Origin of the sequence: Klebsiella sp. HC6 (assembly GCF_022605325.1) — a bacterium.
Classification (GTDB): Bacteria; Pseudomonadota; Gammaproteobacteria; order Enterobacterales; family Enterobacteriaceae; genus Klebsiella; species Klebsiella terrigena.
Map to the genome: position 1 here is coordinate 3827802 of NZ_CP093276.1, position 24754 is coordinate 3852555.

Consider the following 24754-nt stretch of genomic DNA (forward strand, 5'->3'; position numbering starts at 1 on the left):
CCGTGGAGCAGGCTGGCGCCCTGCTCGCTGACAAATCTTAAAAGCCATCAAAAGCCGGCCAATCATTCCCTAATCGAATAATTTTAATAAAAATTATTCATTTCCTTTCTGAATCAAATATCGCCATATTTGTATGACAAATTTGCCATCGCCAAACGCCTGCTGCTGCCCGAGGGGAAGAGACGATCTCTCCCGGCGCACAATAAGCGTGACGAACCTGACCAGCTGTCTGGATATTGCCTGTCGCAGCTTCCAGACCGGTGCTCAGGGATCATTCTGAACATCCACTATAAAATTGAGTACTATCCGAGTATTTGCCAGCCAGCTTTTGGCTGGCTTTTTTTTGCCGTCACCGGCCTGATTTTTCGTTTTTCAGCAGGTCGCTTAAGCGGGCATGGTTTTGCGCAAAGAGTGCGTTAAACGTCTCGCGGCTCTGCGGGTCTAAATCCGCCACCAGCGCCTCGCGCTGCGCCTGCCTGCGGATACTCTCCTGCACCGATTTTAGCGCCGCCTCCATGGCAATAAGCTCCCCTGCCAGCTCGCTTTCAAGCTTTGAGCGATAGAGAAACTCCCGCGCCAGCATGCCCATTTTGCTATTGGCTTGATTAATCGCGGTGCTGCTTTTTTGCAGCGATTCGGCGACGGCGGCCAGTATTTTATTCTCACTCATTGCTCAGTTCCCCCGGCCGAGATCAGCCTCAGCGTCTCTGCCAGCTGGCGATGAAACATTTCACGCTGGGCGACGCTCAGCGCATCCAGCTCTTTTTTAACCGCGTTCACGCGGTCGAAGTACGCCTGCTGCACTTCTGCCCGGATCTCCCGTCGCCGCTCGGCGGGAATATCGGTAAAGGCGTCCGTTGCTGCCGAGTCGGGGGGGAAAAACGTGCCAGGGAGTCGCCTGACCATAAGAGCCTCCTGATAGTTTAAAACAGGCGCATATTGCGCAGATCGCCGTCGCTGGTGTTGTAAATCGTGAATTGCTCGATCAGCGCAATAAACTCGTCGCGCGGCGGGATCCCGTTCGCCAGCAGCTTACGCTGGCTCAGGGCGCACCACAGCGCCACCGAGTAGGCCTGACAATTCACCGATTTTTCCGGGTTGAATTCAATATCCGTAAACGCCGAGTACTCCAGCACCCTCTCTTTAATCGGCGAATGGTTAAGGGCATTGAGGTACAGCCAGTCGTAGAAAGCGGTTTTCGGTTCTAATTCCCAGATGATGGCCGCGCGCTGTTCGTTCGGCTGGAAGGAAAAGTGCGCCAGTCGTCCGGATGTTTTTAGCTGCTCCGCACGCTTTGCCTCTTTCGGCGACATGCGCATCAGTTCGCGGAAAGGCCCACGCACCACCCCGTTGTCAGTAAATACTTTCGAAGACTGAAACAGCGATTCCACGCTAATAAACTGTCCGCCGCTGCTCTGCACGCCCATATTAAAGGCGCTCAGCTCCCGGCCCAGGGTCTGCGTGGACTTACTCGATACCTCAAGAATTTCCGCATCCGGGGCATGTAGCCGATAGTTCTCGTGCAGGGAGGCAATTGATTTCTGCTTTTGCGCCACCGCCAGCCCGGCAGACCAGCTGAAATCAACGTTAGCGATATCAACCAGGGTATCCCCCTGGCTTCTCGGGATAAACACGGGGCGTACGGCCATAAATTCACCTGAAAGAAAAACGAGAAGGATCGACCGTGATTATCACCGGACTCTCGCGTAGCCATAAAGGAATATTATCGGCGCTGTAGAAAATAACCTCACTGATAAACCCGGGGGAAATATTGCCAAGATAGAGAATTTCCGCCTGGATATCATGCGGGCGATCCCCGGACTCCTCGTCATTATCCCCGACAAACATGGTTTGAAACGCCGTATGCTTTTTACGCTCGCCGAGGCTGACGGCCCTCACCGCATTCGACGCCGCGTTGCTTTTGCAGAATACGGCCCGGTTAAGCAGCTGTGAAAAATCAAATGAGGGCTGGGTCGGTCCGCTGATTAGCTCTTTTTTGATCTTCAAAATCACCCAATCGCCGTGGCTTAACCCCTGAGAATATTTGTAGAGCATTTTATTATTAATATGCCCCACCGACAGAGAGATTGAGTCTCGTACCCCATCCAGCCGCAGTTCGTCATTATAATGAAAAGGGTAGCCCGCACTTTCAATTTGCTGGCGCGTCATAATACCTAAGGAAAATATCCCTTTTAAATTATCCAGGTGCGTAAAGTGATACAGTGCAGAGATATTTCGGCGTTTTATCTGTGAAAAATCTATCGCCCGCGCCCAGTTAAATTGCTGAATGGCATAGAACGGTTTGCCCGGAACTTGCTGCATAAATGCGTAGTGTAAATCAGATGTATAGTCCGGCGCCAAATGGGTCAACCCGGTAATCGCGTAGCGCGTTAGCATATAGTCCTTAAAGCCGACGACATGCATAATAATAGCCAGCGCCTCGGTCATCGTAATCGACACTGCGCCATTATCAGGCTCGCGACTTAGCGCCGGCTTTTCTTTATTAACGACGTCGAGATTACTAAATAGCGAATTGCGCCGCTGTGCCGCCTCGCGGAACGGCTCTGCCTCTCGCTGGCGCGGCTCAGGCCTTACGATCGTCGGCGGCCGCACGACCGGCGGTTGGCTACCTGATTTAGTAGGGGGAACGTCCTTCTTTTTTATTAAATTACCAATAACAGCCAGCACAATTAGAATGCCAATCACCGTCCACATATGAACTCCAGCAGCCGCATTATGATTTTGTTGTGTGTAAAAATGAACAGCGCCGTCTCCCCGATAATGGGTGCGGGCAAGGATTATCTTATTAGTATTTTTACGCCGGTCGTCGGAGGCACGGAGCGTGCAATAAACAGGCGCGCTCTACGGTAATCCATTCATTGGGTGAACTCAAGAGTCATCAATATGGCTAATTTTTATCACCAGATACGCGGTAATAAACAGCAGCCCGTCATGCCATTGAGCAATCAGGCAGAATAAGCCCCTGTCAGCGCCGGCGGCCGATCGGGCCGCAGCGCTTTTAAAAACGTCGCGATTCCGCCAGTATGGGTTCTCTCCCCCGCCTGCCGGGGAATTTATCACCTTGCTTAATGAGGAATAATGGAACGCTTATTTGTCTACGGCACGCTGCGTCCGGGCCACGCTAATGCCTATATTCTGGAAAATATCGGCGGAGAGTGGCTGCCGGGAACGGTGACCGGCACCTTTTACGCGCGCGGCTGGGGCGCTGCCGCTGATTTTCCGGGGATCGTCCTGAGTGAAAGCGGGCCGCAGGTCCACGGCTATCTGTTTGCGTCCGCAAAGCTGGCGGAGTTCTGGCCCGCGCTGGACGAGTTTGAAGAGGGCTACGACCGGGTGGAAGCTGAGGTGACGACGGCCGACGGTCGGCGCCAGTCCGCGTGGATCTATCAGCTCCAGCCGCCGGCTCAGCCGTAGGGGTTAACGCCCCGCATGGCTCACGGGGCGTTGGCGTGACCGCCTATTTGTCGCGCCAGCCCAGCGCCGGCGCAACCTGTTTGAGGATCGACTCAATAACGTGCACGTTGTAATCCACGCCCAGCTGATTCGGCACGGTCAGCAATAAGGTGTCGGCTTCGGCAATCGCTTCGTCTCTCTTCAGCAGCTCGATAAGCCGGTCCGGCTCGGCGGCATAGCTACGCCCGAAAATCGCCCGCGTTTTCTCATCAAGCTGGCCAATTGTATCCCCGTCATCCCGGCCTGTACCGAAATACATCCGGTCGCGATCGTTCATCAGGGCAAAAATACTGCGGCTGACCGAGACGCGCGGCGTACGGGAATGCCCCGCCTGCGCCCAGGCCTCGCGGTATGCCCGGATCTGTTTTGCCTGCTGAATATGGAAAGGCTCGCCGGTTTCGTCATCTTTCAGCGTCGAGCTTTGCAGGTTCATCCCCAGCTTCGCCGCCCACACCGCCGTGGCGTTGGAACCCGCGCCCCACCAGATACGCTCGCGCAGCCCTTCGGCATACGGCTCGGGGCGCAGCAGGCCCGGCGGGTTGGGGAACATCGGCTGCGGATTCGGTTGGGCAAACCCCTCCCCTCGCAGCACGTCGAGCAGCACTTCGGTATGACGACGCGCCATGTCTGACTCGTTTTCTCCGTCGGCGGGCACGTAGCCAAAATGACGCCAGCCGTCAATCACCTGCTCCGGAGAGCCGCGGCTGATGCCAAGCTGCAGGCGACCGCCGGAGATCAGATCCGCCGCCCCCGCGTCCTCGGCCATATAGAGCGGATTTTCATAGCGCATATCGATAACGCCGGTGCCGATTTCAATCCTGCTGGTTTTCGCGCCTATCGCGGCCAGCAGAGGAAACGGCGAGCTGAGCTGGCGGGCAAAATGATGCACCCGAAAATAGGCGCCGTCCGCGCCCAGCTCTTCGGCGGCAACCGCCAGATCGATGGACTGCAGCAGCGCGTCAGCCGCCGAGCGGGTGGCGGACTGCGCCGACGGCGTCCAGTGGCCAAATGACAAAAATCCAATCTTTTTCATGACGTATTGATCCTGGTTTGCAGGGAAATTATCCGCAGGCCGGCATTAACCGCGATGCCGTAAATCAGCGCCTGCCGAGGTTTACGTCTACTTTACGCATTCGCTGATGGGAATAAATATCGTTTGTTTAACATAATGCATCAAATAAATTGACCGAGTGGCGGCGGGCCTGTCCCCCGACTCCCGACGGCCGAATCGACCCGTAGAAAATCTTGCGACGTTCCAACCCGGATATAAGCGCAGGTGCGTGATTAATCGCTTTTTAGCTAAGAGGCATTGAAAAGCAGCTGCTGATAAAGCGGCGCTATTTTCCCTATGAGAGAAGCGGCGCCGCGTATCAGATATCGGCGTAGCGCAGCTTATCCTGGTAAGCTAACGCTGCTTTATCCGTTTTCTTTTTGTCCGTAACGATCATATCGACGTCTGAGATATGGCATACGTGTGAAACCGCGCGGTATCCCAGCTTAGACGTATCGGCCAACACCACGCGGGTTTTCGCTGAATGGAGGATCGCCTTTTTCGTCGGTAATTCGATGGCGTTAATATTGGTTATGCCGGCTTCAGGGTGTACGCCCTCTGCGCCAAGAAATGCCCAGTCCGCATAGACTTCGCTAAATTTTCTGGTCGCGTCTGGCCCGACAAGGGTGTAGGAGTTGCCAACGACGACACCGCCGGTAACGTTCAGATTGATTGACGAATATTGGCTCAGCAGCATCGCAATATTCAGGTCATTGGTGATGACGGTCAGATCTTTTTTAGATACCAGCTGCAGGGCCAGCTCATACACCGTTGAACCGTTGTCTAAGATAACCGAGTCGCCGTCCGCGATTAAAGATGCTGCGTACCTGCCGATGGCAACCTTCTGTTCATGATTCCGACTTTTGCGGATGCTGTAGGGCGTATCCTGCCCCTCCGTGGAAAGTACGGGAAGCAGCCCGCCGTGCGTTCTGATGATTTGATGCGTTTTCTCTAAATAAATCAGATCTCTTCTGATTGTCGAACTATCCACCTCAAACATGTCGGCCAGCTGATTGGCATTCAGGTAACCCGTTGAATTGAGCATGGAGATAATTTTTTCCCGCCTTTCTTGTGCCAGCATTTTCCACACCTCCCACATTTCAGTGCAGTCGATATTACCATGTTTTTGCTAATTAAAAAGAACAAACATCTATCTTTCAAACGGTTAATTACCACCTCCGGGAATGTGCCACCTCCGTCACATAAACGATATCGTGCATTGACATGCACGATATCGTGCATGTAGCGTGTATTCGTGTTCACTAACTCCCTATGAGGAAACTATGTCTAATCCCTATGAAAATGATATTGCCATGCAGCCGGATGCCATTGTCGCGCAGCTGAACAACCCGCTACCGGCCAACCTTCACTCGGTGCGGCTGAGCAGCTTTGACCGGATCGTTCTGACCGGTATGGGGTCTTCTGATTATGCCCTGATCCCCGTGGAGAGAGCCCTCATTGCCAGAGGCTACCCGGTATGGCGAGTAGATGCGGGGCGTTTGCTGGATATGCCGTCACTTGTGACCGAAAACTCCCTCGTGTGGGCCACCTCGCAGTCCGGCATGAGCGGTGAAATCGTTGCTCTGATTGAAAAAGGAATTCGTCCGCACACGCTTATCGGTTTAACCAACGACCCGAACAGTACGCTCGGAAAAAGCGCCGACGTCCTCGTCACGCTTGAAAGCGGTGATGAAGCCACGGTGAGTTCCAAAAGCTATCTGAATACGCTTATTGCCTGTCACCGAATCCTTGCCGTTTTGCTGGATGAGGATGAGGCGGCGGTGCGTCATGCGGTAACGGAGGTGCTCGACGCGATCCGTAATACGATCGGCGACGGCCGGTCGGTACAAGACGTGACGGAGAGGCTATTTAACGCCAGGCGCCCCCGCGTTGCCTACATTGGCACGGGATCGTTTGCCTCCAGCGCGCTGACGGCGGCATTAATCACAAAAGAAGCCTCAAAGGTCAGCGCAGAAGGATTCATCGGCGGAGAGTTTCGGCATGGCCCGCTGGAAACCTCAGGTGAAGGCATGCTGGCGGTTCTGACCGGGAAACCCGGCGACGAAACGCTTGAAAAGCTCGCCTCGGAGCTGCTGGCGAACGGAACCGACGTCGTTACCATCGGCTCGGCGCCTTTCGCGAACTCTGAGCTACTTTTCGTTCCGCCAAAGAGCGAACTATGCCAGCTGCTATGCGGTTTTATTTACATTGAGCATCTGACGGTTGAGCTTGCGAAGAAAAACGGTTTTGTTCCGGGTCAGTTTCTCTATGGAAAAAAAATTACGGTGGCGGTATGAGCAGCCCAACCCTATTCGCCAAAGCAGGGATCGATCTTGGCGGGACCGGGACCCGCATCATTATTCTTGGCGCCGAGGGGATCCTTAATACCAAAACGATCCCGACAGCGGAATTTAATCGCGTTGATAAGCAGCATCGTTCCGCAGCGCTGGCCGCCCATGTCGCTTCTCTGATCCCCGATGGCGTCGAGCTTGTTAGCCTCGGCATCGGGGCCAGCGGGCCGGTCGATACCACCACCGGGGTGATTAATAATAAGGATACGCTGGAGTGCTTTTCCTTTTTCCCCCTTGTGGACGAGCTGCGGGAGCGGCTCAAGGTCAAAGTGGGTATTGACAACGATGCCGTCGCCGCCGTGCTAGGAGAGTATCATTTCGGCGCAGGGAAAAAGAGCAAACGGCTGCTGATGGTGACGCTGGGAACGGGAATTGGGGTGGCGCTGCTGGATAACGGGAAGCCTTTTCGAACCAGCGACGGCCAGCATCCCGAGGCTGGCCACATACCCGTATCGGGCAATCCAGCGGTCTGCTACTGCGGCCTGCGCGGCTGCTGGGAGATGCTCGCCTCCAGAACCTGGCTTCAGCAGAATCTGGAAGCGCTTCTGCCCGATGCGCCCTTTGAAAAACATGACGTCAGCTTTTATCAGGCCATTGCGGAGAACAGAGCGGACGTTGCAAACGTATTTCATCGTTATGGAAACTATTTAGGGCGAGGGCTAGTCACGTTATTAACGCTCTATGGCCCTGATTTAACCATACTGAGCGGCAGCGCCGCCCATTATTACCCGCTATTCAAATCCGGACTGGAGGAATCACTCACGCGTGCGCAGGCGTACGCTATTAACGACAGAATAGTGCCGTCGCAATTGGGCGATATTGCTGGAGCCCTTGGCGCTACGGTTATTCCGTCAGTGGCTTAACAATCACAAATAAATACAGGTTAACATCATGGCGCATTCAGATTATAGCGAAGGTCGCGGCACGCCTGAAAGAATGAAGATAAGTATTTATATTATTCTTTCCGTGCTGATCTCTTCCGTAGGTGGCATCATATTTGGCTATGACACCGGCATTATTGGAGGAGCAATTGTCTATATTGGCAAAGAGTTTCAAATTAATGATTTAATGCAGGGCGTCATTGTCAGTATGTCGCTGCTGGGCGCCATGATCGGCGCACTGGTGGCAGGCCCGCTGGCGGACAAATACGGACGCAAAGTGAACCTGTTTATCTCAGGTATCTGCTTTGCTACCGGCGCCGTCATTTCTGGTTTTAGCTCTCAGATAGAGGTTCTGACGTTTGCACGCATCCTGCAGGGTATTGGCGTCGGAGCCTCTTCGGTTCTTGTGCCGGTTTATATTGCGGAATTGTCGCCGGCAAAAATCCGCGGCGTTTTGGTCACCTCATTCCAGCTGATGATTACCGTAGGCATTGTTATGGCTTATGGCGTCAATGCGGTGGCTGAAAGCAGCGGTGAATGGAGAATTCCGCTCGGGATTGCCGGAATCTTTGGGGTGCTGTTAGCGGCGGGCACGCTCTTTGTTACCGAGTCGCCGCGCTGGCTTATCGCCGTAAACCGCCATGATATTGCCAGGCGATCGTTGATGAAGCTGAGGGGGCGCCGCGACGTTGAGGCGGAGATTAAAGAAACCGAACGCCTGAATACGCTCGAGCAGGACAGTATGCGCTGGCGGGATTTATTTCGCGGCCACGTCAAGCCCATGATAACGATGGGCGTTCTGGTGGCTTTCTTCTCTAATGCTTGTGGTATTAACCTGGTCATTTATTTCGCTCCGCAGATATTACAGTCCAGCGGTTTCACCTCTTCGGCCTCCTGGATCGGAACCATCGGGCTGGGCATAACCAACGTTATATTTACCATTGTCGGCATGCTTATTGTCGATAAAGTTGGGCGCAGGCCATTGCTTATATTAGGTGCGATTGGGCTGACCATTAGCCTCATCATTTTGGCCCTGCTTTTCTCCGTTCCCGCGTTTCCTGGCAGCAGCTGGCTGGCGTTCGCTTCGCTAGTATTTTATATCGTGATGTATGCCGTCAGCCCGGGAATGCTAGGCTTTCTGATGATTTCTGAAATTTCGCCGCTCAGAGCAAGGGCCAAAGTCACCAGTCTGTCTATCTTTGTTATTTTTGCCACCAATCTGGTGATCGCGCTTCTCTCCCTTCCCATGCTCAATGGCATAGGCGCATCGACCACGTTCTGGATATTTTCCGTAATTTGCGTTGCCTTTACCATATTCAGCTTTTTTGTTCCGGAGACTAAAGGGAAAAGCCTTGAGGAGGTCGAGCTATATTTTAAGGAGCGACAGAATAAGACTACGGGAGTTGAAACCGCTGGCAGCTGAATTTAATATCTAACTTAAATCGTTAATTAAAAAGCCCTGAAGAAGCCGTCAGGGCTTTATTATCGCTCGCTAAAATATCCTCTGCCTCGGCGAGCCTGCCGCGACGGGATGGTCAGGGGGCAACCTTCGGTAACACGGCCCAAGGCGGCGGCTTCAACCTCTCCGCGATCCAATCAGAAAAAGCGCGAGTTTTCGAGGGCGTACCAGCGGCTGCGGGGGTGACCACATACACCGCACCTCGGTCAAGCACGGTCCATTCAGGCAGGATCTCCACAAGCCGCCCCGCTGCCAGCTCACGGGAGGCATACCAGTCGGAAGTATATAAAACCCCCATGCCGCTGACGGCCGCCTCGACCAATAGCTCGGCATCGTCCGAAGCAAGGGGGCCGGTCACCGCGACGCCAGAGGCTCCTCCATTTGGTTTGCTGAAGCTCCATTTGTAAGGATCGTGCCGGCCGGTGAAGCATAAGCACGGCACGTTCGTCAGGTCCTGCGGTATCCGGATAGTCGGATGTTGGGCAATAAACGCCGGTGATGCGCAGATTAATCGGCGCCGCTCGGCTACTTTGCGCGCAACCAGGCGCGAGTCGGGGAGTTCTCCCAGCCGAATAGCGAGATCAAAACGCTCGCCGATAAGATCGACGAATCGGTTACTGGTATCCACTTCCACGGTTACCCGGGGATGCGCGCGCAGAAACTCCAGGATGAGCGGCGTCAGCCACAGGCGGCCAAAGTTTCCCGGCAGGGTGACGCGTAAATGTCCGCGGGCTTCGCCATCGGCAAAGGCAGCCGCCTCTCCCCCCGCGGCCTGCAGCTCATACAGCAGCGGACGAATACGCTCCAGGTAGCTGCGGCCCGCTTCCGTGAGGACAACCTTACGCGTGCTTCGCTCCGCCAGTCTGATCCCCATTCTCGCCTCCATCGCACTCAGGCGGCGAGAAATAGCCGTCGAATCGCGTCCGAGTTGCCGACCGGCTGCGGCGAAAGAACCCGTATCAGCCAGCGCCACAAATGCCGCCAGTTCGTTCAAGTTAGAAAAAAATGATTGCTGCATATATCGCACGTATTAAGTGTAATTTCTACCAATTCTAAATATAAATGCAGCAATGTACAGTGGGTTTTTCCCCACGGAGTAACCCCGATGAAATACATTGAAATCACCGCCCCTGCACGAGATGCATTCCAGTATGGAGAGCGTCCCGACCCCGTCCCCCCGACCAAAGGCCGCATTCTGGTACGGATGAAGGCTGGCAGTATTAATTTCGCCGATCTGGCCGTGGCCTCCGGCCAATATCCCGGTGCGCCTTATCCCATTATTCCGCTTGCCGATGGCGCGGGTGAAGTCGTGGCGATCGGGGAGGATGTCTGGCAGGTCAAGGTGGGGGATCGCGTCGCCGTCCACGTTAAGGCGCGCTGGATTGCCGGCCGCTCCAGCGCCGAGCTGGCCAACCCCATGCGCGGAGCGACCCTCCCCGGTTCGCTGGTTGAAATCGCCGAACTCGACGCGGCCGGCGTTGTAAAGATCCCGGATTACTTAAGCTGGGAAGCGGCGGGTACGCTGCCCGTCGCCGCGATGACCGCATGGCGAGCGCTGGAAGCGGCGCACATTGGACCCGCTTCGACCGTCGTCCTGCTGGGTACGGGCGGAGTGTCTATATTCGCTCTGCAGCTGGCCAAGGCGCGAGGAGCCAGGGTCATCATCACCTCCTCCTCCGAGGAAAAACTGGAACGTGCCCGTGAATTAGGTGCCGATGAGGTGTTCAACTACCGCAAGGATGCTGCCTGGGACCTGTTTATCCAGCAGCGCACCGGCGGCGTGGGCGCTGACTTAGTTATCGATCCCGTCGGAGGGGAAGCCTTTAACCGCTCGGTATCCGCCGTACGGCACGGCGGTACGGTGGCGGCTATCGGTTTTCTCGGCGGCGGATCGACTCCGCTGGACCTGCTGTCAGTGATCTTCAAGGAGGTCCGCGTGCAGGGTACCAACGGCGGGTCGGTGGCCGATCTGGCCGCTGCGGTGGCGGCGATCGCGGCGCACCGCATCGAGCCGGTCATCGACCGCAAATTTACGCTCAACGAGCTCGCGCAGGCCTATGAGCTGATGTCGCAAGGCGGGCATTTCGGTAAAATTGCGATCGAATTTGATTGGTGAGGCCTGTCGCCCCGGCATCTAATTCCCGGGAGCGCCACTGGTAGATGAATGCCACCTGCCCGCAGGTGGCTATTTTACATAATCAAAGAGGACGCGCCCGCATACGCACGGGGTGGATATCGGTAAACAGCGGCACGTCCGCCATCACTTCGGCGACTTCCGGCGAGGAAAATACCGCGGTCACCGACGCCTCGTCGCGGAAAATGCATTCGCAAATGGCCAGGGTTCCCGGCTGCTCCCGCAGCGGGAAGAAGGCGGCCACGCTGACCAGGCCATATTTTTCCCACAGCTTCATCACCAGCGGAAGATGGCCGTCAACATAGTATTGCCGATCGAAACGATCCTCCGCGCGGCCCTGGTAGCTGACATAGATAACAACCTGCGTATTCTCTGTATTCATAATGCTCTTCTGTTAAAGGGATTTGAAATAGCCGCGCAGCAGCAGGATTCACCTAAGCGCGGCCGGGATGACTCATGCGTTCGATTTGCTAAGCTTCAGCGCAGCCGCCGACTTCCGGGCGAGGCTGATACTCAACCCTGCCCCGGCCGCCAGGCAGCAGGCGATGCACAAGACGGCGACGATAAATGCGTGGGTGATGGCGCCAGGATCGCCGCGTGAACCCAGTACGGCATAGAAAATGCCGCCAATAATCGCCACGCTAAGGGCGGTGCTCAGCTGCAGCGTCGAGCTGACCACGCCGGCAATCATCCCGGCGTAGGCCGGCGCAACGCGGCCGGTAATAATGTGCATCAGCGTCGGGAGCGCCAGCCCCTGGCCGAAGCCGATGATGAACAGCGCGGCTGACAGAGGAAGCGCGGCCGGCGGAATACCGTCCGCCGTCGTCATCATCAGCCCGGCAAATCCGAGCAGACCCAGCGTTTCCAGCCCCATGCCGATGGGATTGACGTAAGGACCGACCATCCGTCGGCCAAACGGCGTTGACAGCGGCCCCAGCAAAAAACCGGCGCCGAACGGCAGAAAGATCAGCCCTGCCCGCAGTACGCTTTGCTGCAGAACGCTCTGCAAATAGATTGAGAACAGCAGGAAAAAGACGCCAATCGAGTAGAACAGCAGCGCCAGCAGCAGGGAGAGCCCCATGCCCGGCTCGCGAAAAATCATCGGGTCGATGAGCGGATCGCCGCCCCGGCGCGCAAGCCGGTTTTCATAGCGCCAGAACAGACAGGCAGCGACCGGAGTGAGCGCCAGCGCCAGCCAGGACCACCCCGGCCAGCCCGCCTCCCGGCCTTCGATCAGCGGCACGATAAGCAGACCCAGGGCGATGACGGAGAGCTCCGTCCCGCCCATGTCTAACCGGCGGGCCTGCCGCGCGCGGGTCTCTTTGATCAGCGGAATGCCGAACAGCAGGACCAGCAGCGCGATCGGCAGGTTGACGAGGAAAATGGCCCGCCAGCCGCTATCAAAGAGATTTAAAGAGATCAGAATGCCGCCCAGCGCCTGGCCGATAACCGACGCCAGGCCGAACACCGCCCCGTAAAGGCCCAGCGCGCGCGATTTTTCCGCTTCCGGGAAAATCGCCTGAATTGACGCCAGCGCCTGCGGAGCCATAATTGCGGCGGTGATCCCCTGCAACACGCGGCCGGCGATCAGCGCCCCGGGCGACCAGGCAAAACCGCACAGCGCCGACGCCGCGGCAAAGCCAATCAAGCCGGTGAAAAACATCCGTCCGCGGCCAAACAGATCGCCCAGCCGCCCGCCGGTGATCAGCGTCACGGCATAAAATCCTGCGTAGGACGATATCACGAACTGCTCGGCCGACGCCGAGGTCCCCAGCTCCCCCTGAATTGAAGGCAGCGCCACGTTCACGATGAAGAAATCCAGCGGCGGTAAAAAGGCCCCCACCAGCAGGACGATAAACATTGCCCAGCGGTGAGGCTCGGCTGAGTCAGGATTTAAGTGGGACATATACGGTCTCTAAATGGAACCATTCAGTTCCAAATTGGATAAAAAATTTAACCCGCGATAACGCGCATCGTGCAATCAACCACGGCGCGCATCTCCTCTTCGCGCGCGCCGGTTTTGCCCAGCACCCGCATTCCTTCAATCTGACAAACCAGGAAACGGGCCGCCGCCTGCTCATCGCACTCGGGCAGCTCGCCGCCGATCTGACCGCGCACGATCGCCGCGGCGTAGAGCTGCTGCAGCCGCCGGAACATGCGTCCGGTTCGCTCGGCCACCTGCTCGTCGCGCGCGGCCATTTCGGTGGTCAATGACACCACCAGGCAGCCGCGTCGCCCCTTCTCGCCCGATGAAAGCGCGGCATAACGCAGCAGCGAAGCGCGGATCGCCTCGGCGACCGATCCGGGCTGCGACAGAATATCCGCCGTCGCCTTCAGCCCGTCGGCGGTGTAGAGATCCAGCGCCGCCAGCAGCAGCCCCTTTTTATCGCCGAACGCCTTGTAAAGGCTGCCGCGCGACAGGCCGGTCCCGGCGATCAGATCCGGCAGCGACGCCGCCTCATAGCCGAGATCCCAAAACACGTTCATGGCGTCGCGGGCGGCCTCTTCAAGCTCGAACTCCCGCGGACGCCCGATAGCAGACAGATTTTTCATTGATAAACCCAGATAAGAGGCTTAGATTATAAACCGATTGGTTCCTATACTAGCAGCGGCTGAAGGACAAATGCAAGCCGCCCGCTGCGCAACGAAGGATTAAAGACGTCATGACCGATAGAACATTCATTATCCCCGCCGCCATGCGGACGCTTTCGGAACGCACCGGCTACGTGCCCGCCGTGCTGGTCGGCAACACGCTGTACTGCGCCGGGCAGGTAGGCCGCACGGCCGAGCTTGAGGTGATTCACGACCCGGAACAGCAGTTTATTGCCTGCTGGCACAACCTGGAGTTAGTGCTCAACGAAGCGGGCTGCAGCTTTGATGACGTGGTGGAGATGACCACTTATCACGTCGCTATGGCAGAGCATATGGATACCTTTCGCCGCGTGAAGGACGGCCTTTTCCCGCGCGGCAGAAGCGCATGGACCTGCGTAGAGGTGACGAGCCTGGCGCATCCCGGTCTGCTGGTCGAAATAAAATGTATTGCCGTGCGGGGTGCGTAAACGCCGCCCTACGGCAATAAAAATTTAAATAAAATCGCCATAAAAAAAGCGCGGATCGTTCCCCGCGCTTCTGTTTTACCGAAGGCCCTGCGCCAGGCGGCTAAACGGCGAGGCTGCCGCCATCGACAAAGAGTTCGCTGCCGGCAATAAAGCTGCTCTCAGCGGATGCCAGGAACAGCACCGCTTTCGCCACTTCGTCCGGCCGCCCCAATCTGCCGAGCGGAACAAGCTGATTCAGCATATCTTCAAATCCAGGACGTGCGTCAAGATAGCCACGCATCAGAGGTGTTTCCGTACCGCCCGGCGCGACGACGTTCACACGAATGCCCCGCTCCTTCAGATCGTTGGTCCAGGTTCGTGCGAACGAGCGCACAGCCGCCTTGCTCGCGTTGTACAGCGACTGGCCCGCAAAGCCTTTGCTGCCGGCAACCGATCCGTTGAGAACGATCGCGCCTCCCGCGCCCATCAACGGCAGCGCCTTCTGCACGGTGAAAAGCAGGCCTTTAACATTCACCGCAAACATTCGGTCGAAATGGGCTTCATCGATCGTCTCCAGCGGCTGCGTTTCGGCAATCCCCGCATTGGCAAAGACAACGTCCACTCTGCCGTGGTCATGCTGGATCCGCGCGTAGAGCCGATCGAGATCGGCGGGAATAGCGACATCCCCCTGCACGCCCACCGCGCCGTTACCAATCTCCCGCACGGCGGCAGCGAGATGCTCCTGCCGACGCCCGGTGATATAGACGTGGGCGCCTTCAGCGGCGAACTCTTTCGCCGTCTCCAGGCCAATCCCGTCGCTGCCGCCGGTGATGACCACAACCTTGTTCTCAAACCGCTTCGTCATTTTACCGCCCTCTCAAACAATAAGTGGAGTGTTGCTCCACTTAAAATACGGAGGTATCCTCCACTTGTCAAAGGGAGAAAAAGAATTGAACGATGAATCCATACTGCGCGCTGACGCGCTGCGCAACCGCGAGCGTATTCTTGCCGCCGCCGAAGAGATTTTTCTGACCAAGGGCGCCGCCGTGTCGCTGGAGGACGTGGCGAAACGGGCGGGCGTCGGCATCGGTACGCTCTATCGGCGCTTTCCGACTCGTGAAGCCCTGCTGGCAGCCGCCTGCAGCGAGCGCTTTCTGTCGCTGGCCGAGGCCAGCCGCGTCCGGGATGCCGGGGTCGATGCGGGCAGCGCGGTACGCCTCTACCTTGAAGAGCTGGTGACCAACACCACTCTCTATCGCAGCCTTGCCGCCTCGCTCGGAACGGTTCTGCAAAGCGGAACGCCCGGCTGCCACGCGATAACTGAAGAGGGTCAGCGTCTGTTGCGACGCGGGCAGGAGGCCGGGATCCTGCGTCGCGACGTGACCTTTGACGATCTGGTGTATGTCGTCACGGCAATCTCTCTGGCCGCGGAGCAGGATGGCTCGCCGCCGTCGCGCATCGAACATTTGGTCAACCTGTTTCTCGTCGGTATCAGCGAGCGCTGAAGTCGCCACGCGCGGTAATGGCGTGAACCCCAGGCGGCTCTCCGGGTCACGAACAGGGTCCTAAACGCCGCCGCGCGCCTTTAGCCACACCTTCCTCCGCTCCTCTCCCCGTGCGCCAAAGGCCCGCGCCCGGCCGTCATTTTTTTGTCATAACTGACTCACCTTCCTGTCAGAACCCTCTCGCTACACTCACTCCCACACCGAACAAATCCCCGTTGAGGAGAGAATGAGCATGAAAATCCAACATAAAGCAGTAATGAGCCTTGTCGCCGCGGCCATGATGATGGCCGGCGCCAGCCACGCGGCCGAGGCCGCGCCGGTGAAAAATATCGTGCTGGTACACGGCGCCTTTGTTGATGGTTCCGGGTGGAAGCCGGTCTATGACATCCTGAGCCGCGACGGCTACAGGGTCACGCTGGTGCAGGAGCCGCTGACCTCGTTTGCCGACGATGTCGCCGCCACCCGGCGTATTCTGGATCGTCAGGAGGGTCCGGTCATTCTGGTCGGCCACAGCTACGGCGGGGCGATTATTACCCAGGCCGGTAACGACCCGAAGGTGGCCGGGCTGGTTTATATCGCCGCCCACGCGCTGGATGCCGGAGAGAACCGGGCGGAGGTCAGCAAAAAATATCCCAACTCCGCGCACCCGTTTATCAAAACGGCTGACGGCTACGTGATGCTCGATCCGCGCTACTTCCCGGGGGATTTTGCCGCCGACCTGCCGCGCGAGCAGGCTCAATTTGGCGCCCAGTCGCAAATCCCCACCTCCCCGACCTCGCTTGCTGCCGTGGTGACGCAGGCCGCGTGGCGAACCAAGCCGAGCTGGTATATGGTGGCGAAATCGGACAAAATTATTAACCCCGATCTGGAGCGCATGTACGCTAAACGCGCGAAAAGCCATACCGTGGAAGTTGACGGCAGCCATTCCGTTTTTCAGTCTCATCCCAAAGAGGTCGCCGCGCTGATTGAGCAGGCGGCCAACGGCGCGCAGAAGTGAGTCGCTGCCGCTGCGTGGGGAAACGCGTTCAGGAGCCATGGTGAAAATACTGGTGATAGAAGACGAACCCAAAGCGCGTGAGTACATGCGCAGCGGCCTGACCGAGTCCGGCTACGTGGTCGACGTTGCCGTAAATGGCCAGGAGGGGCTGTTTATGGCCCGGGAGCACCACTACGATCTCATCCTGCTGGACGTGATGATGCCGCAGATGAACGGCTGGGAAGTGATGGCGCAGCTGGATGAGCAGCTTGATACCCCGGTGATTTTCCTCACCGCCAAAGGCACCGTCGAGGACAAAATCAAAGGGCTGGAGCTCGGCGCCGATGACTATCTGGTCAAGCCTTTTTCGTTTGCCGAGCTGCTGGCGCGCATCCGCACCGCCCTGCGCCGCGGCGGACAGGCGAAGCGCGAAGAGCAGCTGACGGTCGGCGATTTGCGTCTCAATATCACCACCCGGCGGGTGGAGCGCGCCGGCGTGCGGCTGGACCTGACCAATAAAGAGTTCAACCTGCTGCAGCTCTTTATGCTCAACTCCGGGCAGGTATTGACCCGCACCCTGATCGCCTCGCGGGTCTGGGACATGAATTTTGATAGCGACACCAACGTGGTTGACGTGGCGGTGCGCCGTCTGCGGCAAAAGGTCGATGCGCCCTTTGACCTTCCGCTGATTCATACCGTCCACGGCGTGGGCTACTGCTGCGAGGAGCAGAAATGAAGGGCCTGTCGATCAGCACCCGATTATCGCTGATGGTGGGCGCCGCGGTTCTGCTGGTGCTGCTCGGCGTCGGTACCGCGCTCTACCGCTCCCTCTGCCAGCAGCTCAGCATCCGCGACGACATCGCCTTAACCAACCGCCTGGATCAAATCCGCACGCTGGTGCTTAACGAGGACGTCCAGCGGATGATCCGCGAAAAGCCGCATTTGTTTACCAACATGCTGGGCAACACCGAATCGCTGCTGGTGCTGCGCTTTCCGGGCCAGCCGCCGCTGATTGAGGTCAATCCGGGCAGGCGCCCGCTGCCGGACATCGTGCCGGTGGCCGCCAGCCGGCCCATCGTCCCCCAGGACGTGCACCACCAGCAGACGCCGGGCGGCGTGCCCTTTATCTCGGCTTCCGCAATGGCGGTTACCGGCCACGTGCCCTCCCGCCAGCTGGAAATTATTACCGGCAGGCTAATGACCGAGCGTACGCAAACCCAGGCCAGCTATCTGCGCCAGATCGCGCTGATCACGCTGTGCGCGGCCCTGGCGGCCGTCGCGCTCAGCGCCCTGTTTGCCCGGCGCAGCCTGCGCCCTTTGCAGCGCCTGGCCCAGGAAACCTCGACGATTGACGTACGTCACCTGGGAAGGCGCATCGCGCTGCCCAACCCGCCGGCCGAACTGCAGCCGCTTATCGGCGGGTTTAATCAGATGCTCGACAGGCTGGAAAACAGCTTTCAGCAGCTCAGCCAGGTCAGCGCGGATATGGCCCACGATCTGCGCACGCCTATCGGCAATCTGCTGGGGCAGACCGAAATCGCCCTGACGCAAAAGCGCAGCGAAGCCTATTACACCGCGCTGCTGGGCTCCAACTTTGAAGAGCTGGTGCGCCTTTCCACCATGATCGACAAGATGCTGTTCCTCGCCCGGGCGGAAAACGCCAGCCAGGCGATTAACAAAGCGACGCTGTCGCTGAATGACGTTCTGCTTCCGCTGGCGGAATATTTTGAAGGCCCGGCGGAAGAGCGGCGGATAGCGCTGCGCTTTTCCGCCAGCGGGGAGATCATCGCCGATGCCGACCTGCTCCGGCGGGCGGTCGCCAATCTGCTCGATAACGCGATTCGCTACGCCGACGGCGGTAGCGAAGTCCAGGTTGAAGCGCAGACCCAGCCCGATGGCGTGCTGCTTAGCGTCACCAACCGCGGCGAGGCGATTTCGCCGGAGCAGCAGGAGCGGCTGTTCGATCGCTTCTGGCGCGCCGACAGCGCCCGCCACGCCTCGAACAACAGCAGCGGGCTGGGACTGTCTATCGTGCGCGGAATTATGCAGCTGCACCAGGGGCGCTGCGGCGTAAGCTCAGGGCAGCGGCGGACGCGCTTCTGGCTGCTCTTTCCCCACGCTCCGGCGAAGTAGCGCCGGGCGCCAGCCGATCTGCGGGCGCCCCCGCTCATCGCCCGCACCATTCTCCGCGCCTTCGCCGCAGCTTCTCCATTCCTTCTTCGTTCCTTTCTCTACGCCTGTTCTTCCCGCTTCTCTGGCTCATCGGGCTGCGCTGCCGCTTCTGGCGCCAAACCCCACCCCACATTTTGACCGCTCCCGCTCAGGGTTAGCGATCGCACCGGGTCAAGAATCGCTAGCTGAAACGTTTCATATCTCATTTTGCTCATGACGATGTTGAACTCCGGGCTGGAGATGAATACAACTGAACTTGTATACAAGAACCTTAGGTACTTATAACCTCATCATCAGGACACACCATGCAAACCACAGATTCTGAAATTGAAAAAAGGGTTATACGCAAACTTTCCTGGCGGCTGATCCCGCTGTTGATTGCTTGCTACGTCATCGCCGTTATCGATCGCGCCAATATCGGGGTGGCCGCATTAACCATGAATGCGGATATCGGCCTCAGCGCCGCAAGCTTTGGCCTGGCCGCAGGGCTGTTTTTTGTTCCCTACGCGCTGCTTGAGCTGCCCTCAAACCTGCTGATGGAGCGGATTGGCGCCCGCTGGTGGATAGCCAGAATTATGGTGACCTGGGGGATTATTTCCGGCGCGCATATCTTCGTCTGGAACGAAAATAGCCTCTACGTCATGCGCGCCCTGCTCGGCGCTGCCGAAGCCGGCTTTTTCCCCGGGATCGTGTTTTACCTCACCATGTGGTTCCCCGCCGCCTGGCGCGGACGCATTATTGCCTCCTTCATGACGGGCATACCGATTGCGCTGATTATCGGCACGCCGATTTCCAGCCTGCTGCTGGAGCTGCACGGATGGATGGGGCTTAGCGGCTGGCAGATCATGTTCCTGATCGAAGCCATTCCGGCCGTCGTTCTGGGGCTGATTGTCCCCTTCGCGCTGCCCGACAAGCCCAAAGATGCCAAATTCCTCGAAGCAGAGGAGCAGCGCTGGCTGATGGCCACCCTCGCCGCAGAACAAAAAAAGCTGCCGCCGCGCGGACACGGCGGCCTGCTCAAAGCGCTATTCAGCCCGCTGGTGCTGCTATTCAGCCTCACCTACTACGGGCTGGCTAACCTCAACGGCGCGGTCAGCACCTTCCTGCCGTTAATCATCAGCGAAACGGGTTTAAGCCACGTGCAAACCGGCTTTATCACCATCATTCCCTACATCTTCGGCCTGATTGGCATGCTGGTACTAGGGCGCATCGCCGACCGTCCCGGCTCGCGGCTGCTGGCTAACTATGCCGCGCTGCTTATCTCATGCCTCGGGCTGCTCTGCGTGGCGTGGTTCGATAACTCGCTGCTCAAAATGGCGTTCCTCTGCGGCTCGGCGTTCGGCTTTTTCGGCGCGATGCCCGTGTTCTGGGGCCTGCCGGCGCAGTTCTTCCCCGCCTCCGTGGTGGCGGGCAGCATCGCGCTGATTAACGCCCTCGGCAGCATTGCCAGCGTCGTTAACCCGTGGGTCATCGGCGTGATCCGCGATCGCAGCGGCAGCTATAACGGCGGATTCTACTGGCTGGCGGCAATGGCCCTGCTCTCCATTATCACCCTGAGCATCATTTTCCGTCGCCAGCAATCATCGGCATATCAAAACAGCAATGAACAACGTGAGGGTCAGTAAGATGAAGATTATCGACGTCCGATTACTTCAGGTTAAGGGCATATTGCCCGGGGAAGTGGATTTTTGGGAGGAGCGCCTCGCTCGTCCGACCGACGTGTACGCCCAGTATCGCGTCGTCGACAACCATGACGGCGGCGTGCAGCTGAAAGAGGGATTCTCCATCTCCACCGTGTTTGTGGAAATTATCTCCGACGAAGGCGTTGAGGGGCTGGCGGGCCCCGTTCCCCACGCCGTCGCCTCGATTATCCACGGCCAGCTGCGCCCTTTACTGCTGGGCCAGGACCCGCGCGACAGCGAGCGCCTGTGGGACCAGATGCATCGGGCGCTGATTCACGGCCGCCAGGGCGACGCCATGCTGGCGATCAGCGCGATCGACTGCGCGCTGTGGGACCTTCGCGGCAAGTGGATGCAGCAGCCGGTTTATCGTCTGCTGGGCGGCTCGATTCGCGAGGAGATCCCGGCCTACGCCTCGATGCTGGGCTTTGCCGTCCAGGATATGGGACTAGTGCGCGAGCGCGCGCTGCAGTATAAAGCGCTGGGCTATCGCGGACAAAAATGGTTCTTCCGCCACGGCACGATGAGCGGTAGAGAGGGATTAAAGAAGAACGTTGAGCTGGTGAAAACCCTGCGCGAGGCGGTGGGCGAGGATTACGATCTGATGTTTGACTGCTGGCAGTCGATGGACGTGACCTACGTCATCGAACTGGCGAAGGCCATTGAGCCCTACCGACCGCGCTGGCTGGAAGAGTGCGTGATGCCGGACAGAATCGACAGCATGCGTCGCCTGAAGGAGCGGCTGACCATCCCGCTGGCCGGGGCCGAGCATGAATATACCCGCTGGGGCTTCAAACGCTTCTTTGAGGCCGACGTGCTGGACGTTATTCAGCCGGATATCTACTGGTGCGGCGGCCTGTCTGAAACCTTAAAAATCGCCGCGGCCGCCACGATGTACGACCTGCAGGTCATTCCGCACGGCCACTCCACCATCGCGACGGCCCACTTTACCACCACCCAGTCGCCGATCCACACGCCGTATCAGGAGTACCTGGTGAAGTGGAACGATATTCACCAGTATTTCCTCAGCGAACCGCTGGTCCCGGAAAATGGCCTGATTCGGGTGCCTGAAGTGCCGGGCATGGGGATGGCGCTCAACCCTGAGCACATCCGGCACCAGGAGTACCTCTTCACCTCCTGATCCTCTCCCCCTCACGCGGCGAATGGGTCGCCGTTTGAGGGGGCTGTATCTTGTATACTACACCTTGCATCTTAAATCGGATCGTGCAACTATTGCGGCAATAAAGGCTATTTGTATTAAGGAAGTACGCCACGCTATGTCCTCCGATAAACTACTTATTGACTGGTCCTCAAAGAAGATAATCCGCCCTCAGTCACTGAGTAGTATTCTGGCCGATCACATTCGCGACCTCATCGTCAATTGCCAAATAGAGCCCGGCTCGTTAATTTCAGAAAACGATATTGCGGCCCAGCTCAACGTGAGCCGTACGCCGGTCAGAGCCGCGCTGCAAAAGCTGGAAATGGAACGCCTGGTACAAATATTCCCCCAGCGTGGCACCTTCGTGTTTGAGTTCAACGAGCAGGAGATGCGGGAAACCTGCGAAATGCGGCAAATTCTGGAGGCCGGCGCGCTAACGCTGGCGCTTCGCCACGACCGCAACGCGCTAATTACTCTGCTGAAAGAGCACGTTGTGCGGGGGCGCGAGGCGCTACTCAACGCGCCGGAGAGCTACCGCCAGGCAGATGCAGCGTTCCATATGGCGATTATTGAATCCAGCCAGAACCGGGAGCTGATCGGCTTTTATAAAACCAGCATCAACCGCATCCGCGCCTTCCTCAACCATCTGACCAGAACGCCGGAAGAGTTTCAAAACTCCCAGGTCGATCATGAAACCATCGTCGGGCTGTTGGAGCAGGAGCTGGACCAGCAGGCGCAAGAGAAGCTGCACTGGCATCTTGGCGGAATAGTGCGCAGATTTCATGAAAAATTCGGCAAGGAGCCGCCCGCCTCAGAGTAATTTTCCTTGAGGTTCTCCACCCGGATAAAAGCCGCCTGAGGCCTGAGACACCTGCGGCTCATCGCGTAACCAGTCGATACAGGCCCTCATCGCCGGCGACATCGCCCTCCCCGCCGTCCAGCACAGGTAATATCCTGCGAATGCCGTTTCCCAGGCGCTAAGAATGCGCTGCAGGGCGCCGGAAAGCAGGTGCGGCTTCACCCTCTCCGCGGTAACCTGAGCCACCCCGACGCCGGCGATGGCCGCCTGATACTGCCGCTCGCGATCGTCCACCACCAGATTCCCGTTCACCGCAATATTTTTTAGCCGGCCGTTATACGAAAACTGCCAGGGCTCCGGCACCGCCGCGCCCGGCCAGCGCCAGCCGATGCAGTTGTGATGGATTAAATCCTCTGGTCTCTCGATGCCGCCATGAGCTTGCAGCCAGGACGGCGCCGCCACAACTATCTGATGCAGCGGCCCGCCGACGGGGACCGCAACCAGCCCGGGCGCCAGCACCTCCCCGAGGCGCAGCGAAAGATCGTACCCGCCGGCGATAAGATCGACGGGAGAATCGTGGACGGCAATATCCATGTGCACGTCGGGAAAAGCGGCAAGAAAAGCGGGGATCCTGGCGTCGAGGAACATTTCTGCCGCCGAGCGAAAAGCGTGAAGGCGAATATGCCCCTTGATGACCCGACTACGGGACTGCGCCTGCATCAGCGCGCCGGCAAGGTTCTCCAGCAGCGGGGCGACCTGCAGATACAGCCCCCTGCCGTCCTCGGTGAGGCTGACGGAACGCGTTGTTCGGTTGAAAAGCCGCAGCCCCAGCTGCTCTTCCAGGCCGTTAATTTGCTGGCTGACGGCGGATGCGGAGACGCCCAGGGCGTCCGCAACGGCCCTGAAGTTCAGTTTCTCGGCGACCATCACAAAGGTATTAAGCGCAGGGAACTGCGCGCGGCTTATCATCCGTCGCTCCTTTATTAAATATGGCTAATCACTGCATTAAGTTTGTAGCCGATTATACAGTCGCACAAAACAATTATTATTGTCATACCGCTTCAATCAGGTTTGCAATAACAGGAAGAGACGCCGTATGGCTAATGACAATCAACTAACGACCGAACAAAGGCTGCGAATAATCGAAGCCAAATTAGCGATCTATGAACTTATTGCTTCTCATCCGCCCAGCGCCGACAGCGGGCTCGCTGAGTATACGGCGTCCGTCTATACCGAGGACGGCGTTTTCAACCGCGGTGCGGGGCTGGACGGCGCGCAGGGCGTGGAGGCGATTGCGGCCTTTATTCTCAGGCCGGAGCACGAAGAGGCTATCAAAGGCGGGCTGGCGCATTTTGCCGGATTACCGCTTATCGACCTGCGCGGCGATACGGCGGTGGTCACCTCCTACCTGCAGCTTTTGCAGCTGGATAAAGAAGGCACGCCGCGGGAAATGACCAACCACGGCACCTCCACCGGATACCGCATCCATCGGGTTGTCGTTAACCGCTGGGAGCTTGAGTGCCGCGACGGACGCTGGAAAATATGCAGCAGGACGCTACTCCCCGTTGACGGGAGCGATGCCCCGCGTCAGCTGCTGGCGCAAGGCCTCTCCGACGTTCTACAGGCGACATACCAGAATTCATTAACCGCTACGGAGCAGGATCATGAGTGAAGAGAACCGCCAGCTTTTATCGTCGCTGTTCCTTTCGATCGCGGATCGGGGATGGGGAGAGAACTTTATCGCCGCATTAGATGACGATCTGGAATTCAATGCGATGGGCACCTCGCCGATCGCGGGATGCTACCGGGGCAAAGAAAGCTACCGCCAGCGGCTGCTTAAACGGCTGGATGAGCGGCTGGCGTCATGGCCCGTGCCGATCGTCGATAGCCTGATCGTTGACGGCGACCTTGCCTGCCTGCAGTTCCACGCCACCGGCGGTAAGGGTAAAAACGGCGCAGATTTTAATATGCAATATTGCTGGGTGCTGCGCCTTGAGCGCCAGAAAATCGTAAAAATATGGGGCTATTATGATTCAGACAAAATGAACGCACTTTTTGCGGATGAATAACCCGCCG

Annotated in this window: 27 protein-coding genes; 15 read left to right on the plus strand and 12 right to left on the minus strand. The window is 57.9% G+C overall.

The features are described 5' to 3' along the window. Window positions 1-349 precede the first annotated feature (349 nt). From MMW58_RS18435 to MMW58_RS18450, 4 genes are read right to left on the minus strand one after another with little or no spacing between them, the layout of a single operon-like run. Window positions 350-670, minus strand: coding sequence for a hypothetical protein (locus MMW58_RS18435; protein WP_241721799.1), 321 nt, complete (start codon window positions 668-670; stop codon window positions 350-352). Then, window positions 667-906: a hypothetical protein gene (locus MMW58_RS18440; RefSeq protein ID WP_241721800.1), complete on the minus strand. Its 240-nt coding sequence runs from the start codon at window positions 904-906 to the stop codon at window positions 667-669. The genes MMW58_RS18435 and MMW58_RS18440 overlap by 4 nt, the downstream gene beginning before the upstream one ends. A gap of 17 nt (window positions 907-923) precedes the next feature. Next, entirely contained in the window at window positions 924-1649 is a 726-nt protein-coding gene (locus MMW58_RS18445) for a DarT1-associated NADAR antitoxin family protein (RefSeq protein WP_159236501.1), read from the minus strand. A 4-nt stretch (window positions 1650-1653) separates the two neighbouring features. Next, a complete protein-coding gene (locus MMW58_RS18450) occupies window positions 1654-2715 on the minus strand; it encodes a DarT ssDNA thymidine ADP-ribosyltransferase family protein (protein ID WP_241721801.1) in 1062 nt (353 codons plus the stop codon). A gap of 384 nt (window positions 2716-3099) precedes the next feature. Here MMW58_RS18450 and MMW58_RS18455 point away from each other — a divergent pair, with 384 nt between their 5' ends. Next, complete coding sequence (locus MMW58_RS18455) at window positions 3100-3435, plus strand: gamma-glutamylcyclotransferase family protein (RefSeq protein WP_159236503.1); 336 nt, start codon at window positions 3100-3102, stop codon at window positions 3433-3435. A gap of 43 nt (window positions 3436-3478) precedes the next feature. Here MMW58_RS18455 and MMW58_RS18460 read toward each other — a convergent pair whose 3' ends face one another. Then, window positions 3479-4507 carry an LLM class flavin-dependent oxidoreductase gene (locus MMW58_RS18460; protein WP_041144864.1) on the minus strand — a complete coding sequence of 343 codons (1029 nt, stop codon included), beginning with the start codon at window positions 4505-4507 and terminating at the stop codon, window positions 3479-3481. 337 nt (window positions 4508-4844) lie between these two features. Continuing rightward, complete coding sequence (locus tag MMW58_RS18465) at window positions 4845-5606, minus strand: DeoR/GlpR family DNA-binding transcription regulator (protein ID WP_133597304.1); 762 nt, start codon at window positions 5604-5606, stop codon at window positions 4845-4847. A 202-nt stretch (window positions 5607-5808) separates the two neighbouring features. Between MMW58_RS18465 and MMW58_RS18470 the strand changes: the two genes are divergently transcribed. The 3 genes from MMW58_RS18470 to MMW58_RS18480 are packed head-to-tail and all read left to right on the plus strand — an operon-like array spanning window position 5809 to window position 9180. Further along, a complete protein-coding gene (locus MMW58_RS18470) occupies window positions 5809-6822 on the plus strand; it encodes an SIS domain-containing protein (RefSeq protein ID WP_133597302.1) in 1014 nt (337 codons plus the stop codon). Then, window positions 6819-7739: an ROK family protein gene (locus MMW58_RS18475; RefSeq protein WP_159236505.1), complete on the plus strand. Its 921-nt coding sequence runs from the start codon at window positions 6819-6821 to the stop codon at window positions 7737-7739. Before MMW58_RS18470 ends, MMW58_RS18475 begins: the two co-directional genes overlap by 4 nt. A gap of 28 nt (window positions 7740-7767) precedes the next feature. Further along, window positions 7768-9180, plus strand: a complete 1413-nt coding sequence (locus MMW58_RS18480) for a sugar porter family MFS transporter (RefSeq protein WP_241721802.1) — start codon at window positions 7768-7770, stop codon at window positions 9178-9180. Between the two features lie 112 nt (window positions 9181-9292). Here the strand turns inward: MMW58_RS18480 and MMW58_RS18485 are convergent, their stop codons facing one another. Further along, window positions 9293-10234 (minus strand): LysR family transcriptional regulator, encoded by a 942-nt coding sequence (locus MMW58_RS18485; RefSeq protein ID WP_241721803.1) that lies wholly within the window; start codon window positions 10232-10234, stop codon window positions 9293-9295. A gap of 87 nt (window positions 10235-10321) precedes the next feature. On the opposite strand from MMW58_RS18485, the gene MMW58_RS18490 reads away from it, so the two are divergent. After that, window positions 10322-11332, plus strand: coding sequence for a zinc-dependent alcohol dehydrogenase family protein (locus MMW58_RS18490; protein ID WP_159236508.1), 1011 nt, complete (start codon window positions 10322-10324; stop codon window positions 11330-11332). A gap of 82 nt (window positions 11333-11414) precedes the next feature. Here the strand turns inward: MMW58_RS18490 and MMW58_RS18495 are convergent, their stop codons facing one another. The 3 genes from MMW58_RS18495 to MMW58_RS18505 form a co-directional block, all read right to left on the minus strand. Then, a complete protein-coding gene (locus tag MMW58_RS18495; protein WP_241721804.1) occupies window positions 11415-11732 on the minus strand; it encodes an EthD family reductase in 318 nt (105 codons plus the stop codon). Window positions 11733-11804: 72 nt separating this feature from the next. Then, entirely contained in the window at window positions 11805-13256 is a 1452-nt protein-coding gene (locus tag MMW58_RS18500; protein WP_241721805.1) for an MFS transporter, read from the minus strand. Window positions 13257-13303: 47 nt separating this feature from the next. Beyond that, entirely contained in the window at window positions 13304-13903 is a 600-nt protein-coding gene (locus MMW58_RS18505) for a TetR/AcrR family transcriptional regulator (RefSeq protein ID WP_159236510.1), read from the minus strand. 110 nt (window positions 13904-14013) lie between these two features. On the opposite strand from MMW58_RS18505, the gene MMW58_RS18510 reads away from it, so the two are divergent. Next, complete coding sequence (locus MMW58_RS18510; protein WP_241721806.1) at window positions 14014-14409, plus strand: RidA family protein; 396 nt, start codon at window positions 14014-14016, stop codon at window positions 14407-14409. A gap of 100 nt (window positions 14410-14509) precedes the next feature. Here the strand turns inward: MMW58_RS18510 and MMW58_RS18515 are convergent, their stop codons facing one another. Beyond that, complete coding sequence (locus MMW58_RS18515) at window positions 14510-15253, minus strand: SDR family NAD(P)-dependent oxidoreductase (RefSeq protein ID WP_133597284.1); 744 nt, start codon at window positions 15251-15253, stop codon at window positions 14510-14512. An 85-nt stretch (window positions 15254-15338) separates the two neighbouring features. Here MMW58_RS18515 and MMW58_RS18520 point away from each other — a divergent pair, with 85 nt between their 5' ends. The 7 genes from MMW58_RS18520 (at window position 15339) to MMW58_RS18550 (ending at window position 22699) form a co-directional block, all read left to right on the plus strand. Further along, entirely contained in the window at window positions 15339-15893 is a 555-nt protein-coding gene (locus tag MMW58_RS18520; RefSeq protein WP_133597282.1) for a TetR/AcrR family transcriptional regulator, read from the plus strand. A gap of 232 nt (window positions 15894-16125) precedes the next feature. Then, window positions 16126-16890, plus strand: a complete 765-nt coding sequence (locus tag MMW58_RS18525) for an alpha/beta hydrolase (protein ID WP_159236512.1) — start codon at window positions 16126-16128, stop codon at window positions 16888-16890. Between the two features lie 40 nt (window positions 16891-16930). Continuing rightward, complete coding sequence (locus tag MMW58_RS18530) at window positions 16931-17605, plus strand: heavy metal response regulator transcription factor (RefSeq protein WP_159236529.1); 675 nt, start codon at window positions 16931-16933, stop codon at window positions 17603-17605. Next, on the plus strand, window positions 17602-19002 hold the full coding sequence (locus MMW58_RS18535) for a heavy metal sensor histidine kinase (RefSeq protein WP_241721807.1): 1401 nt from the start codon (window positions 17602-17604) through the stop codon (window positions 19000-19002). The genes MMW58_RS18530 and MMW58_RS18535 overlap by 4 nt, the downstream gene beginning before the upstream one ends. A gap of 344 nt (window positions 19003-19346) precedes the next feature. Then, window positions 19347-20666, plus strand: coding sequence for an MFS transporter (locus tag MMW58_RS18540; protein ID WP_159237144.1), 1320 nt, complete (start codon window positions 19347-19349; stop codon window positions 20664-20666). Between the two features lies 1 nt (window position 20667). Continuing rightward, a complete protein-coding gene (locus tag MMW58_RS18545) occupies window positions 20668-21861 on the plus strand; it encodes an enolase C-terminal domain-like protein (RefSeq protein WP_241721808.1) in 1194 nt (397 codons plus the stop codon). Window positions 21862-21997: 136 nt separating this feature from the next. Further along, window positions 21998-22699 carry a GntR family transcriptional regulator gene (locus MMW58_RS18550; RefSeq protein WP_159237146.1) on the plus strand — a complete coding sequence of 234 codons (702 nt, stop codon included), beginning with the start codon at window positions 21998-22000 and terminating at the stop codon, window positions 22697-22699. Here MMW58_RS18550 and MMW58_RS18555 read toward each other — a convergent pair. Beyond that, the gene (locus MMW58_RS18555; RefSeq protein WP_241721809.1) at window positions 22691-23647 is read right to left on the minus strand and encodes a LysR family transcriptional regulator; all 957 of its coding nucleotides are present in this window, start codon (window positions 23645-23647) and stop codon (window positions 22691-22693) included. The genes MMW58_RS18550 and MMW58_RS18555 overlap by 9 nt on opposite strands. Before the next feature lie 127 nt (window positions 23648-23774). On the opposite strand from MMW58_RS18555, the gene MMW58_RS18560 reads away from it, so the two are divergent. Together MMW58_RS18560 and MMW58_RS18565 are read left to right on the plus strand one after the other, a co-directional pair. Further along, window positions 23775-24350, plus strand: coding sequence for a nuclear transport factor 2 family protein (locus MMW58_RS18560; protein WP_241721810.1), 576 nt, complete (start codon window positions 23775-23777; stop codon window positions 24348-24350). After that, complete coding sequence (locus MMW58_RS18565; protein WP_133597267.1) at window positions 24343-24747, plus strand: nuclear transport factor 2 family protein; 405 nt, start codon at window positions 24343-24345, stop codon at window positions 24745-24747. The genes MMW58_RS18560 and MMW58_RS18565 overlap by 8 nt, the downstream gene beginning before the upstream one ends. Window positions 24748-24754: the final 7 nt, after the last annotated feature.